The organism is Chryseobacterium sp. KCF3-3 (assembly GCF_045865955.1).
In the GTDB taxonomy this organism is placed as follows: Bacteria; Bacteroidota; Bacteroidia; order Flavobacteriales; family Weeksellaceae; genus Chryseobacterium.
Genome location: NZ_AP035792.1, coordinates 5590629 through 5604648, shown reverse-complemented (window position 1 = coordinate 5604648; position 14020 = coordinate 5590629). Strand labels below are relative to the sequence as shown.

Sequence of the window (14020 nt, the reverse complement as noted above, 5' to 3'; positions counted from 1 at the left end):
ATACAAGTAGAAATGAGACAAAATGATTTGCTTATCAGAACTTTTACATTTGGAGTTAATTGTCTTAAGTTTTTAAGAACACTGCCCAATGATTCTGAAAGTAAATTAATAAGGTTCCAGCTCGGAAAATCAGCTACTTCAATAGGTGCTAATTATGAAGAATCCCAGGCAGGATCTTCTAAAGCAGATTTTAAAAATAAAGTAAAAATTGCTTTAAGAGAAGCTAGAGAAAGTCATTTCTGGCTTCGGGTTTTAGAAGAACTGGATGGTTATGATTCTGATGAATTTAAAGCTTTATTGAATGAAAGTAACGAATTAAAAAACATTTTGGCTTCAATAGTTAACAATACTAAACTTTAAACCTTTTACTTTTAACTTGGCTCTTTAATATTATGAAAGATATCCGTACATTATCATTAGACCAGCTTAAAGACTACTTTGTATCTTTAGGAGAAAAGCCGTTTCGTGCGAAACAGGTCTATGACTGGCTATGGAGTAAAAACCTCCATTCGATTGACGAAATGACGAATCTTTCCAAATCACTTCGTGAGAGAATTTCGGAAGAATATACCATTAATCCTGTTTCCGTAGACCTTCTTCAGAAAAGCTCTGACGGAACCATCAAAAACGGAGTGAAACTTCATGACGGGCTGATGGTGGAATCTGTTCTTATTCCTACAGAAACAAGAACTACAGCCTGTGTATCTTCACAGGTAGGATGCTCATTAAACTGCGAATTCTGTGCTACAGCAAGACTGAAAAGGATGAGAAACCTTGAAGTAGCTGAAATTGTAGATCAGGTAGCTCTGATTGACAGCCAGAGTAGAATGTATTTCGACAGACCTCTTTCCAACATCGTATTTATGGGAATGGGAGAGCCAATGATGAATTACAAAAACGTAGTGGAAGCCATCAAAAAAATTACCCAGCCGGAAGGATTGGGAATGTCTCCAAGAAGAATTACCGTTTCTACATCCGGTATTCCTAAAATGATTAAAATGCTTGCAGATGATGAACTGCGTGTGAAGCTGGCTTTATCCCTTCACTCTGCTATCGAGTCCAAGCGTAATGAGATCATGCCTTTCTCTGATAAATTCCCGTTGACAGATATTATGGAAGCTCTTCAGTACTGGTACCAAAAGACTGGTTCTGTGATTACTTTTGAATACTGCGTATGGAAAGGAATTAATGACGGTGACGAGGACATTAAAGCTTTAATCAAATACTGCAAACAGGTTCCTTCAAAAGTAAATCTTATCCAGTACAACCCGATCGGAGATGGAAAATACGATCAATGCAACAAACAGGCGGAAGAAAATTACATCCGACAGCTTGAAAATGCAGGAGTAACGGTAATGGTCAGAAGAAGCCGTGGAGGTGATATTGATGCCGCTTGCGGACAGTTAGCCAACAAAACAACAGATTAAAATTTCCTTAAAAAAAGCCTAAAACTTTCTTAAAAAATAGGTTAAAACCCTACCTTTGCACAAATTATTTTGTGATGATGGATTTTCTTATGAGCGAGGACGGGCTGGAAAATGTGTATGCATGGGCTATTCCATTGCATGCTACTGTTATTTTAGCTGAAATGATTTACAGCCACGTTTCAGAAGCTAAGCTATATAGTGGAAAAGATCTTGCCACGAATGTTTATCTTGCATTGATGAACTTTGGTCTTGACCTTATCATGAAGGCATTTGCCATGGGTGTGATGTTTTTCTTTTACCATCACAGGATTTTCTCATGGGATCTTAGCATCTGGTATTTGCTGGCTTGTTTTATAATCACAGACTTTGCTTATTACGTATTACATTATGTAGACCACCGTTCCAGAGCATTCTGGGCAGTTCATATTACCCATCACAGTTCAGAATATTTTAACCTGACAACAGGATTCAGAAGCCCTGTATTACAGCCGCTTTACAGATACTTGTATTTTTCACCACTTGCATTTTTAGGATTCAATCCATGGCATATCATGGTAGCTTACGCAATCGGACAGGTGTATGGAACATGGGTACATACACAAACTGTGAAGAGTATGGGATTCTTGGAATATATTTTGGTAACACCTTCCCATCACCGTGTGCATCATGCATGTAATGTAAAATACCTGGATAAAAACATGGGAATGTGTCTCATCATCTGGGATAAAATATTTGGAACCTTTCAAAAAGAAGATCCCAATATACCCGTGAAATATGGAATCTATCCAAAAATGCCGGATAACAGACCGGATACCGTTCTTTTTTATGAATGGAGAAAAATTTGGAAAGATCTTAAGCAGCCAGGATTAAAGTTCACAGACAGAATCAATTATATTTTCAATTCACCGGGATGGAGACATGATGGAACTGGAAAAACGGTAAGGCAATATCAGAAGGAATATTTTGCCAGACAGGCTAAAAAGAAAGACCAACAGCAAAATCAGAAAGAGCAGAAAACTGCTTAACTTCTGATTTAAAATCAATAGAAATCTAAGTGAAAAGCGGGCTATTTTGGCCTGCTTTTCTTTTTTAAGAAGAGAGAAAAGGTAAAACGGAGAATAAGCAAAACAATAAATCTCTTCAAAAATCCAGAATTTTTTCCATTGACTCCATACAATATTTAGATTTCTGCGGAATGACAATGTGGAGATAAATAAAAACGCTTAGTTTGTCCATTCCATAGGAAACTACAATCCCAAACCCGCATCCCGAAACCCGCATCCAAACCAAAACCCAAACCCGAATCCCGAAACCCGAATCTCATATCTCATTCAAACTCTCAAACCCTCCAACTCAATCCCCGCATCCCGAATCTCACCTCAGAATAAAACCCTATTTTTGTCTTATGAAAAAACTCCTTCTGATTATTGCTCTTTTCGTTGGTCAATCTGCATTTTCTCAGCAAACAGACTTTCTGAAAATAAAAAAATACAGAGTTAATTATCTGGATGACAAGATTGAGGAAACCTCAGGACTGAATATTTTAAACGGCAAATTATATACATTCAATGACAGTGGAAATACTGCCGAGCTTTTTGAAATGGATAAAAAGAGTGGTGAAATTATCAGAACACTGAAAACCAATGTAATCAATACAGATTGGGAAGCTTTAGCCAATGATGGAGAAAATTTTTATATCGGAGATTTCGGAAATAATGCGGGCACAAGAAAAGATCTGATGATTTACAAAGTTCCCTATGGACGTCTTGATTCTGCGAATATTTCTAACATTCCCGGTTCAGAAAGGGCTTTAGATGGAACAGCTATTTCTTTTTATTATCCTGAACAGACTGAATTTATTTCTAAAAATATGAGGAACGACTTTGATGCAGAAGCCATGATTTATTTAAATGGAAAGCTGCACCTGTTTACCAAAGAATGGGCTTCAAAAGCAACCTCACATTATATTGTAAACCCTGAAATTTCAGCACTTCAAAAAGCAGAGAAGATAGAAACTTATAAAACTGGTTTCGTGGTTACAGATGCCTCTTATTTTGATAAAAAGCTTTATTTGGTAGGATATACCAGGAAAACAGAAGTCTTTTTAGATATTCTTACAGAAACAGAACCAGGAATATTTTTTAAAGAAAAACCAAAACATTATTACCTCGGGACTGCGCTTTCATTAGCACAGATTGAGGGAATAAGTGTAGATGAAACGGGAATTTATATTTCAGGGGAAAAGTTCAGGTCTCCGTTGGGAACTACAAAACCTTCCTTTTATTTTATCCCGAAAGATCAACTCAAAGATTAATTTACCTTAAAATTGAGCGAAAAAAATTATCTTTGTGAGAATTAATAATTATTCACCCAGCATTCGCAGATTGTGGCAAATACAGTAGAAGAGATTAAACGACCGATCAATGATGAAATGAAACTTTTTGAACAGAAGTTTTATGAGTCAATGCAGAGTAAAGTAGCTTTATTGGATAAAGTAACCCGTTTTATTGTTACCACCAAAGGAAAGCAGATGCGTCCTATGTTTGTGTTTCTTTGTGCCAAACTTGTGGGTGAGGTGACGGAAAAAACGTACCGTGGTGCTTCTATGATCGAGCTGATCCACACTGCTACTCTGGTACATGATGATGTGGTGGATGAAAGTTTTAAACGTCGTAATTTCTTTTCAATCAACGCACTTTGGAAGAATAAAATTGCAGTTTTGGTGGGAGACTATCTTTTATCAAAATCAGTTTTGTTATCTACAGATCACAAAGATTATGACCTGCTTGGAGTTATTTCCAGAACCATCCGTGAAATGTCTGAAGGAGAACTTCTTCAGCTGGAGAAAGCCAGAAAACTGGATATCACTGAAGAGGTGTACTATGAAATTATCCGCCAGAAAACTGCTACTCTGATTGCTGCATGTTGTGAAATAGGAGTTCTTTCCAATAATGCGGATGAAGCTCTTGCCAAGAAGATGATGGATTTCGGTACTTTTACCGGAATGGCATTCCAGATAAAGGATGACCTTTTCGACTATTTAAGTTCAAATGTGATTGGTAAACCTGTAGGAATTGATATTAAAGAACAGAAAATGACCCTGCCTTTGATTCATACCTTAAAGATCGCCAGTGAAAAAGACAGAAAGTACTATTTCGATACCATAAAACGTTACAATAACAATCCTAAGCGTGTAAAAGAGCTGATAGAATTTGTTAAAAGTTCCGGAGGATTGGAATATGCTATTACCATTATGAAAGATTTCCAGCAAAAGGCAAAAGATATCCTGAATGAGTTTCCGGATTCTGAAGCAAGGAAGTCATTGCATATTATGCTTGATTATGTGATTGAGCGAAAATTCTGATGTTAATATTTTTTAGCCGTTCTGAGTTTTTTATTCACTTGTTTCCCTTTATTTTCGTGTGGTATGTAAATTCTTCATCATTGGAGAAAAAATAGAGTTATCTTTCAATAAATCAATCAGTTGTGATTATTTGTATTTTTTTGTAATAGTAAATTACTGTAAACTAATATTTTGCATGATTCACATAAAGTGCTTGTTAACAATTCATTGAGTTTCAGAATAATTTTTGTTAATTTGTCGCAAGAAAAAACAACAAATAATGAAAAAAATGAAATCAATGATGATAGCATCAGCTATCTGTTCGTGCTTCCTTATGCGCGCACAAGTGGGAATTGGCACCCAAAATCCTCAAACAACTTTTCATATTGATGGCTCTAAAGATAATCCTGCCACAGGTATACCTTCTGCTGCTCAACAGGATAATGATTTTAGTGTAACGTCAATCGCTAAAGTAGGGATAGGTACAACTTCTCCAAGTGAAAAATTAGACGTAGCGTCCGGAAATGCCCGTATCCGTAATATTAATTCAAATATAGGGGTCGGAGGAACTGACAGGGTTGTGGTAGCGGATGCTAGCGGAGTACTGAAGACTATAGACTTTACTGCTTATTCGCTTTTTCATGCCCGTTTAGCGGCTAACCAGAACATCAGTTCTTCAACAATTACTACTTTATTATTCGCTGCACCAATAGCAACTTCTCCTTTCTATTCCTATAATACCGGAACTGGAGTGATGACTTTTAATCAGGCTGGGAATTATCTGGTAACATTACAGGCAAGTTTTACCAATATGCCTGCAGATACTCAGTTGCTTATTGGTATCAGACCTGTACCAGATGCTAATTACCTGGGAAGAGGAAGCCATTATAATGCAGTTGCTTCTTCAGGAACTGTAGGTGAGCTGATGAATTATACAACTGTAGTTGTTGCTCCTACAGCGGGATACCAGATTCGTTTTACAGCAGCTCCCAATCAAAATGCTACGATTATTTCAACAGAAACAGGATCTACAGGAAGCGGAAATGTTACCAATGTAACTGTTCAGAAGATATAATTCTATCTTTTATTATAATTAAAGCTAAAGTGTTTTGTATATGTTTCGGGAAACTGGAAATGTATACAGAACACTTTTTCTTTTATATTCAGAATCTGATATTGATTCTGTTTAAAAAAGAAGAAATAGCTCCTTAATGAATTCTCGGATTTTCATACAATTACTCTTATATATTACCGTAAATAACGCAATTGTGCGAAAATTTTAAATTAAATTATTTTCAGGGTTACAATAATAACGGCTAGAACTATACAAAATAAAGCGATTAAAAATAAATAATCCGCAATGTTCTCAAACGTAGATTCCGGCTTTCTATTCCTAGTCCTGATCGCCAGAAATGAAAAGAAACAGCTGCAGGCAAAAAGAATACAGGCAAATCCTGCAAATTCGTCCAAATACGTATTCTGACTGATCTTAGAGATTTTCAGTGACGTAATAATGATTAATGAAAATCCTAAAAGATTACTGGAAGCATTCAAGATGTGGGGTGACTTTTTTTCCATCATTTACAATTTTTTTCAAAATAAAGCACAATTTTTTTTATTATCAAATTTTTAAAAAAGATTATTAAAAATTAAAATTAATTTAAAAAGTGTATATTAGCAAAATACTTGAAGATTAAAAAACTTTTTTACTTAGCTATGCAAACAACCTATATTGAAACACAGCAAATATCCTTTCAAGATTTTAAAAATCAGATACTTGGAGACTACAGGTTAGGAAGGATCTCTCGTGAAATGTCTTATCTCGGAAGGAGAGAAGTACTCACTGGAAAAGCTAAATTTGGAATTTTTGGGGATGGAAAAGAACTTCCTCAGCTTGCAATGGCGAAAGTTTTCAGAAATGGAGACTTCCGTTCAGGATATTACAGGGATCAGACTTTTGCATTGGCAATAGATGCCTTAACAGTAGAAAGTTTCTTTGCACAGATGTATGCAGATACAAGCGTGGAAAGAGAGCCTGCTTCTGCGGGAAGACAAATGAACGGGCATTTTGCAACAAGAAGTTTAAATGAAGACGGAAGCTGGAAAGATTTGACAGCTCAGAAAAATATTTCTTCCGATATTTCTCCTACAGCCGGACAAATGCCAAGATTATTGGGATTAGCTCAGGCTTCAACGATCTATAAAAGCGTAAAATTTGACGGTTCAGAAAAATTCTCAAGAGAAGGTAACGAAATTGCTTTCGGAACTATCGGGGATGCTTCTACAGCAGAAGGACACTTCTGGGAAACTCTGAATGCAGCATGTGCTCTTCAGGTTCCTATGATTGTTTCTATCTGGGACGACGGATATGGAATTTCAGTTCCTACGAAAAATCAGAGAGCAAAAGCTGATATCAGTGAAATGCTAAGTGGTTTCCAGAGAAAAGAAGGGGAAAACCAGGGATGTGAGATTATCCAGGTGAAAGCTTGGGATTATCCTGCATTATTAGATGCATATGCTAAGGCAGAGCATTTCGCAAGAACAGAAAGTGTACCGGTGGTAGTGCATGTAGTAGACGTTACTCAGCCTCAGGGACACTCTACATCCGGATCTCACGAAAGATATAAAAATGAAGAGCGTCTGGCTTGGGAAGCAGAATATGATGGTCTTGCAAAATTCAAAGAATGGATCCTTAACTATTCTATCGAAATAGATGGAAAAGAAGAAGTAATTGCTACAGCTGAAGAATTGGAGGCTATTGATGAAGAAGCGAAAAAAGCAGCAAAAACAGGACAAAAAGTAGCATGGGAAAATTACCAAAAAGCTATTACAGAACTTATCCAGTCTATCTTACCTTTAGTAGAAAACCTTAAAGGACAAAATGCTGAAGTAGAAACGTATATTGCCCATTTCAACAAATTAGTTTCAAAAGCTAAGAAAGATATTTTCCATTTGGTAAGACAAACTTTACTGGCGACAAGAGGAACAAATTCTGCAGAAAGAAATCAATTGATGCAGAAATACAATGAAGTATCTGCTGTTGAAAAAGACAACTATTCTTCTCATTTATATTCTCAGTCTGAATGGAAATCGGAAAATGTTCAGGAAATCAAGCCTGTATATTCTGACAGCTCTGAAGATGTAGATGGAAGAGTGGTAATTAGAAACAACTTTGACAAAATTTTTGAAAAATATCCTGAAACGTTAATCTTTGGTGAAGATACCGGAAATATCGGTGATGTAAACCAGGGATTGGAAGGAATGCAGGAAAAATACGGTGCTTTACGTATCGCTGATACAGGAATCCGTGAAGCAACGATCCTTGGACAGGGAATTGGTATGGCGATGAGAGGTTTAAGACCAATCGCTGAAATCCAATACTTAGACTATGTTCTTTACTGTTTACAGGGAATGAGTGATGACCTTGCAACGGTACATTACAGAACAAAAGGAGGTCAGAAAGCTCCATTAATTATCAGAACGAGAGGTCACAGATTAGAAGGAATCTGGCACTCTGGCTCTCCAATGGCGGGTATTCTGAACCTTTCAAAAGGTATTTTAGTATTGGTACCTAGAAACCTTACAAAAGCAGCAGGATTCTACAACACTATGCTTCAGGCTGACGAACCTGCGATCATCGTAGAATGTCTGAACGGATACAGACTAAAAGAAAAACAACCGGATAACTTAGGCGAATTCACTGTTCCTGTAGGAAAAATTGAAGTAACTAAAGAAGGAAAAGATGTTACTTTGGTAACGTACGGTTCTACATGGAGAATTGTAACGGAAGCTGCTAATGAATTGGAAAAATTAGGAATTTCTGCAGAAGTAATCGATATTCAGTCATTGATTCCTTTCGATTTATCTCACGAAATTGCTGAAAGTGTTAAGAAAACCAACAGATTAGTAGTAATTGACGAAGATGTGGAAGGTGGAACTACAGGATTTATCCTACAACAGATCCTTGAAAAGCAGAAAGCTTTCAGATATCTGGATTCAGATCCGTTGACGATCTCAGCAAATGATCACAGACCTGCTTATGCAAGTGATGGTGACTATTTCAGCAAGCCGTCTACAGACGATATGGTAGAAAAAATCTATGCTATGTTCAATGAAACAAATCCTCAGAAATATCCGGCGATATTCTAATTGGGATTTTAGATAAATTTTAAAACCGCTTCCTTTTTGGGAGCGGTTTTTTTGTTATATTTACTTAAATCCTTCAGTGATAACCATGAAAATTAGACGCTTATATTTGATCTTAATATTAATAATTATAAGTTGTAAGAGAGCGAATAAAAAAGAAGTTTTGCTGGCAGACAGAGAAGCTCCTTTAGGCTGGATCTATTTGAAAATGTATAATGACAACAGTTTCGAATTCATTTCTCAGGGAATGATGAGGGATAAAGAGGTGTACAGCGGAAGTTATGAGTTAAAGAATGATACTGTTTATTTTAAATATAGAGATTCAATTCCTAAAGCAGGCTCAAAAGCTGTTATAGAGAAAGGATTTGTGAATTATATCAATGGTAGTTATCATGAAAGCGTTCAAATAAAACTTAATAAATTATAAGAGTAAAAAAATAAAAAAGCCATCAAACATTGACAGCCTTTCTATTTTTTATATCCTCATTCAAGAAAGCACAATCTTTATCTTCATGATGTCCTTTCACCTGATATTTTGCTTCCCATTCCTCCAGTAAATATAGAATAGGCAACAAAGCCAATCCCTTTTCTGTAAGAGAATATTCTACTCTTGGAGGCAGTTCTTTAAACTCTTCACGGATCACCAGTCCATCAGTTTCCATCTCTCTCAGCTGATCAGTCAGGACCTTTCTGGAAATGACATTAATACGCACTGCCAGTTCACCAAAACGTAATTTCCTGTCTTTAATAACAAGAACAATAATAGGCTTCCATTTGCTTCCTAAAGCGGCCATTGCTTTGCCCAGAGGACAGCTGTATTGCATCAATTCATTCTTTTTCATAAGGAGAAATTTATTTTAAATAACAGTAAGGAACATAAATTTCATACGTTACTTTGATGTTACTAATGTAAGTTACTGCGAAGTTACCACTATTTTTTTAATAAAAGATACAAAAACGAACTATTATTAGTTACTTTGTGTAACAATTATAAAATATAAATTTAAATATGAGCACATCATCATTATTTAAACCGTTTCAATACAAGAATTTACAGCTTAAAAATAGAATTGTAATGGCTCCAATGACCAGAGCACAATCTGATAATGGAGTTCCTACACAGAACATTGCAGATTATTATGGAAGAAGAGCTGCTTCAGAAGTAGGATTGATTCTTTCTGAAGGAACTGTGATCAACAGACCGGGATCAAAAAATATGCAGAATATTCCTGATTTTTATGGAACAGAAGCTTTAAACGGATGGAAAAACGTTATTGATACTGTACATCAGAATGGAGGTAAAATGGGACCTCAGATCTGGCATGTTGGAGATACAAGAATGTCAGAAGACTATCCATTGGTTCCAATGGAAAAGGCTTCAACAATGACGATTGAAGATATTCAGGATACGATTGCTCAGTTTGCGGCATCTGCAAAATCTGCGAAAGATCTTGGTTTCGACTGTATTGAAATCCATGGAGCGCATGGATATCTTATCGACCAGTTTTTCTGGGAAGTTACCAATACAAGAACTGACGAATATGGCGGTAAAACATTAAAAGAAAGAAGCCGATTTGCAGTAGAAGTAGTAAAAGCGATCAGAGCAGCAGTAGGAGAGGATTTCACGATTATTATCCGTCTTTCACAGTGGAAACAGCAGGATTATAAAACCAGACTGGCATTCACTCCAAACGAAATGGAAGACTGGTTATTACCATTAAAAGAAGCTGGAGTAGATATTTTCCATTGTTCACAACGTCGTTTCTGGGAGCCGGAATTTGAAGGTTCTGATTTAAACTTTGCAGGATGGGCTAAAAAAATTACCGGACAACCAACTATTACAGTAGGTTCTGTAGGCTTGAACGGAGATTTCCTGAATGCTTTTGCAGGGCAGGGAACAGAAAAAAGAGACCTTACAGAATTGATCAGAAGACTTGACAATGAAGAGTTTGATCTTGTGGCTGTAGGAAGAGCTATCTTACAGGATCACCAGTGGGTACAGAAGATCAAAGACGGTAATACAGAAGCTCTTCTGGACTTTTCAGCAGAAAGTATGGGCGTTTTATTTTAATATCAATAATGAATTGTGAATTCGTTTTGCGGTGGTTTTTTAACAGCATAATTTATTCACTTGCGAAGAGGAATTGACGATTCAATCTGGTATTAAATCAGCATAATTCACTTTATTTTATATTTAATTTTCACCTATTTATTAAATGATTGACTTTCAGATTTCTGGAAGTCAATCATTTTTTTGCCAATCCATGAATCAGCCACTTTATTAAAATTCAATAAAAATTTCATATAATTTCTATTTTTAGATCAATTTATAAAGTATATTGAGAAATTTGTTAAAGTTTAATTTCAATATTTTTATCGATGCATAAATGATTGCATACCTGTGATGTTTGTTAAGTGACAAATAATGAATATCACTGAAGCAATTGATATTGAACTGTTTTGGAAAAGAGAGTCTTTGGTTTTGATGTTATTCGTTCCCTGGCTATTATATTGGTCATGGCAGGTCATGTACTTGGTTATGTTTATGCGGGTGAATATTCCTTTTTTATTGCTTTCTTAAGTGGTTTTCTGGGAGTAGAGATGTTTTTTATTTTAAGCGGAGTCCTTATAGGTCAATTATTGATAGAGGTTTTTGACAGTGAACATGTGTGGGAACACTTAAAAATTTTTATTATCAGAAGATGGCTTCGTACTTTGCCACTGTATTTTATAATGCTTATGATTTATTGGGTAGGTAATAAATACTTTGATTCAATTGAAAATGCAGATGTGGCGTTGTGGAAGTATTTTCTGTTTATTCAGAACTTCTTTCACATACAGCCAACTTTCTTTGGGATTTCTTGGAGTTTAGGTATTGAGGAATGGTTTTATGTCTTGTTTCCACTTACATTATTTTTAATGAAAAAGACAAATCAGAACTTCTCTGCTAAAAGAATATTGAGTATTGGAGTTTTGATATTCCTGTTTTATTTTCTTTTAATGCGGATCATTGCTTTCAGTTATTATGATTTTACCTTTTATGAAGGAGTTAGAAAACTAGCTTTTTTCCGTTTGGATGCCATTGCTTTTGGGATTCTGGCAGCTATTACTTTTCATTTTTATCATGAGAAAATTTTTGCCAGGAGATATGCTCTCTTGGGGATGGGAATGGGAGTATTGATATTTAACCAGTATCTTATTTTTAGAAATAATTATTCAGATCTTTATTATTTTAATACAGTTTATTATTCTGTTTTAGGATTAGCACTGGCTTCTGTTTTTCCGTTTTTTAAGGAAGTTAAATGTTCCAGTAGTTTGTTTTTAACGATCATCCGGTATATTAGTAAAATTTCATATTCTTTATATCTGCTGCACTGGCTGGTTTTCAAGTTCCTGGAATTACCTTACTTCAGTTTTATTCCTGATGTAATAAAATTTATACTTTTCTTTCTCTTTTCTTTTATAGCAGCTGGAATCTCTTATAAGTATATTGAAAAACCCGTTATAAATTACAGAAACAGAGTATATAGAAAAGATTAGCGCGATCTCTTTCTAAGATAATTGCTATGGAATATAGTTGATTATTATATTCAACTGAATGAAAAATAACATATTCTAAAAACAAACCCGCTTCTGGAATTTCCAGAAGCGGGTTTTAACAGATTTAAATATCTAAAACTGCCTTTTAAAATGGCAGAAATGATTTCTTTATCTTATAAACCAATATTCTTAGTTGGTTTCAATTGTTTTAAGATGCTTTTCGGGATTGCATTTTTGTGAACAAGGATTGCTGTTGATTTATATTCAACATAAGGTCTTGTTACGTAAAGATATCCGGCGAAATCATTGGTTACACCCCATGAGTTTTTCACCATATAATATTCTTTACCTGTCTGGTCTTTTGCCAAACCTACAATATGCATACCGTGGTCATCCGTTGTAGAAAGATTGTTAAGTGCTTTCTGACGCATGTCTTCACTGATGGTCTTATCTTTTTTAGGCTCTGTAAACAAAGTTTGTTTGTTTTCTGCAGTAATTTGATCAAGATCCATGTCCGGAACGTAGGCTACACCGTTTTTGTAAGAGAAATAAGGCTCAGAAACATCCGTTGCCCAACCTACAGAATATCCTTTAGTTACAGCATTGTCAATGATTGCAGTAAGGTCTTTCATCGGAACATTCCAGTCAGAATCGTGGCTCCAGTTATCAGGAATTGGAACTACAAATTTCTCATAATAAGCATAATCTTTATAAGAAGATAATTCTACATAATCTTCAGGATTAATTCCTACTACTTCTTTAGCAAATGTTTTTGGAGTGTAATTTTTCCCTTCATACGTAAAGTTAGCAGGTACTTTTCCTAAATATTCATCAAGAATAGCATCTACAGAATCCATCCAGTTATCAGTCAGTTTTCCTTTTGAAGAAGCCTGAACAAGGCTGTCAAGAACCGGCTTCAGTTTCCCTTGCATTTCCTTGAAGTTATTCGTAGTCTGTCCGGCTTTTAATCCTGTGTAAACATCCTGAGGAACTGCTCCATACTTCTTATACATATTGATTACGTCGTGAAGTTCTCCTCCATCTCCCCAGCTGATAGCACCATTATTCAAAACGTATAATTTTGCTTTATCGTGGTAAGAATTTCTCGCCGTAAAAATTTCAGCAAGATCTACAGGTTTTTTGCCCATTCTCTGCATTTCAGATTCAAGGAAAGAGTTTCCGGAGTAGCTCCAGCAAGTTCCTGATGAACCCTGGTTCTTTACAGATGTCGCACCAACGTCTTTTAACGTTGTGAACTGAAAATTAGCATTTTGTGATTGGTTGTTTTTTAACTTATTGATTAAGTCATCTTGGGCAAACATCATACTTCCTGCAGACAAAACAAAAAGTAATGATGCAATTTTGGCATTTTTCATTACTATAAAAAGATTATTTGTATTAATAGTCGTTGATAATAGAGATTTGTTACAGATGGAAAAGTTAAATTTGAAATTAAAAAAAATACAAAATAGGCTGAAATAATATAGGCTCATTGGCCAATTTACCCTTTTACTCAAAAAAAGTTGATCATGTTTCCAACCCTTTCAAAAGTTTCCGCATCTAT

The 14020-nt window shown here is 35.5% G+C and carries 13 protein-coding genes; 10 read left to right on the top strand and 3 right to left on the bottom strand.

The genetic code is table 11. The annotated features are described in order from the left end of the window. The first annotated feature begins 12 nt into the window (after positions 1–12). The 6 genes from ACKTTZ_RS24850 to ACKTTZ_RS24825 all read left to right on the top strand — a co-directional run bounded on the left by ACKTTZ_RS24850 (position 13) and on the right by ACKTTZ_RS24825 (position 5845). Positions 13–360 carry a four helix bundle protein gene (locus ACKTTZ_RS24850; RefSeq protein WP_034696369.1) on the top strand — a complete coding sequence of 116 codons (348 nt, stop codon included), beginning with the start codon at positions 13–15 and terminating at the stop codon, positions 358–360. Positions 361–392: 32 nt separating this feature from the next. Then, positions 393–1427 (top strand): 23S rRNA (adenine(2503)-C(2))-methyltransferase RlmN, encoded by a 1035-nt coding sequence (gene rlmN, locus ACKTTZ_RS24845; RefSeq protein ID WP_034696370.1) that lies wholly within the window; start codon positions 393–395, stop codon positions 1425–1427. Between the two features lie 74 nt (positions 1428–1501). Beyond that, the gene (locus ACKTTZ_RS24840; protein ID WP_407846886.1) at positions 1502–2452 is read left to right on the top strand and encodes a sterol desaturase family protein; all 951 of its coding nucleotides are present in this window, start codon (positions 1502–1504) and stop codon (positions 2450–2452) included. 380 nt (positions 2453–2832) lie between these two features. Next, entirely contained in the window at positions 2833–3741 is a 909-nt protein-coding gene (locus ACKTTZ_RS24835; RefSeq protein WP_407846885.1) for a hypothetical protein, read from the top strand. A 72-nt stretch (positions 3742–3813) separates the two neighbouring features. Then, entirely contained in the window at positions 3814–4791 is a 978-nt protein-coding gene (locus ACKTTZ_RS24830; protein ID WP_034696374.1) for a polyprenyl synthetase family protein, read from the top strand. 259 nt (positions 4792–5050) lie between these two features. Continuing rightward, the gene (locus tag ACKTTZ_RS24825) at positions 5051–5845 is read left to right on the top strand and encodes a hypothetical protein (protein ID WP_407846884.1); all 795 of its coding nucleotides are present in this window, start codon (positions 5051–5053) and stop codon (positions 5843–5845) included. A gap of 209 nt (positions 5846–6054) precedes the next feature. Here ACKTTZ_RS24825 and ACKTTZ_RS24820 read toward each other — a convergent pair whose 3' ends face one another. Then, entirely contained in the window at positions 6055–6351 is a 297-nt protein-coding gene (locus ACKTTZ_RS24820; RefSeq protein WP_407846883.1) for a hypothetical protein, read from the bottom strand. Between the two features lie 135 nt (positions 6352–6486). Between ACKTTZ_RS24820 and ACKTTZ_RS24815 the strand changes: the two genes are divergently transcribed. Then, entirely contained in the window at positions 6487–8919 is a 2433-nt protein-coding gene (locus tag ACKTTZ_RS24815) for a thiamine pyrophosphate-dependent enzyme (protein ID WP_407846882.1), read from the top strand. A 160-nt stretch (positions 8920–9079) separates the two neighbouring features. After that, positions 9080–9343 carry a hypothetical protein gene (locus ACKTTZ_RS24810; protein WP_034696376.1) on the top strand — a complete coding sequence of 88 codons (264 nt, stop codon included), beginning with the start codon at positions 9080–9082 and terminating at the stop codon, positions 9341–9343. Between the two features lie 22 nt (positions 9344–9365). On the opposite strand, the gene ACKTTZ_RS24805 is transcribed toward ACKTTZ_RS24810, so the two are convergent. After that, positions 9366–9758 carry a helix-turn-helix domain-containing protein gene (locus tag ACKTTZ_RS24805; protein WP_034696377.1) on the bottom strand — a complete coding sequence of 131 codons (393 nt, stop codon included), beginning with the start codon at positions 9756–9758 and terminating at the stop codon, positions 9366–9368. A gap of 167 nt (positions 9759–9925) precedes the next feature. On the opposite strand from ACKTTZ_RS24805, the gene ACKTTZ_RS24800 reads away from it, so the two are divergent. After that, positions 9926–10987, top strand: coding sequence for an NADH:flavin oxidoreductase (locus ACKTTZ_RS24800; RefSeq protein WP_034696378.1), 1062 nt, complete (start codon positions 9926–9928; stop codon positions 10985–10987). A 389-nt stretch (positions 10988–11376) separates the two neighbouring features. After that, positions 11377–12456 (top strand): acyltransferase family protein, encoded by a 1080-nt coding sequence (locus ACKTTZ_RS24795; RefSeq protein WP_407846881.1) that lies wholly within the window; start codon positions 11377–11379, stop codon positions 12454–12456. A gap of 173 nt (positions 12457–12629) precedes the next feature. Here ACKTTZ_RS24795 and ACKTTZ_RS24790 read toward each other — a convergent pair whose 3' ends face one another. Beyond that, positions 12630–13832 (bottom strand): aminopeptidase C, encoded by a 1203-nt coding sequence (locus tag ACKTTZ_RS24790; RefSeq protein WP_034696380.1) that lies wholly within the window; start codon positions 13830–13832, stop codon positions 12630–12632. Between the last annotated feature and the right edge of the window lie 188 nt (positions 13833–14020).

Bases quoted from the DNA above. Each gene is read 5' to 3' on its own strand.
- ACKTTZ_RS24835 (WP_407846885.1), top strand. From the start codon at position 2,833: ATGAAAAAACTCCTTCTGATTATTGCTCTTTTCGTTGGTCAATCTGCA.
- ACKTTZ_RS24850 (WP_034696369.1), top strand. From the start codon at position 13: ATGAGACAAAATGATTTGCTTATCAGAACTTTTACATTTGGAGTTAAT.
- ACKTTZ_RS24815 (WP_407846882.1), top strand. From the start codon at position 6,487: ATGCAAACAACCTATATTGAAACACAGCAAATATCCTTTCAAGATTTT.
- ACKTTZ_RS24840 (WP_407846886.1), top strand. From the start codon at position 1,502: ATGATGGATTTTCTTATGAGCGAGGACGGGCTGGAAAATGTGTATGCA.
- ACKTTZ_RS24825 (WP_407846884.1), top strand. From the start codon at position 5,051: ATGAAAAAAATGAAATCAATGATGATAGCATCAGCTATCTGTTCGTGC.
- ACKTTZ_RS24790 (WP_034696380.1), bottom strand. From the start codon at position 13,832: ATGAAAAATGCCAAAATTGCATCATTACTTTTTGTTTTGTCTGCAGGA.
- ACKTTZ_RS24820 (WP_407846883.1), bottom strand. From the start codon at position 6,351: ATGATGGAAAAAAAGTCACCCCACATCTTGAATGCTTCCAGTAATCTT.
- ACKTTZ_RS24800 (WP_034696378.1), top strand. From the start codon at position 9,926: ATGAGCACATCATCATTATTTAAACCGTTTCAATACAAGAATTTACAG.
- rlmN (WP_034696370.1), top strand. From the start codon at position 393: ATGAAAGATATCCGTACATTATCATTAGACCAGCTTAAAGACTACTTT.
- ACKTTZ_RS24805 (WP_034696377.1), bottom strand. From the start codon at position 9,758: ATGAAAAAGAATGAATTGATGCAATACAGCTGTCCTCTGGGCAAAGCA.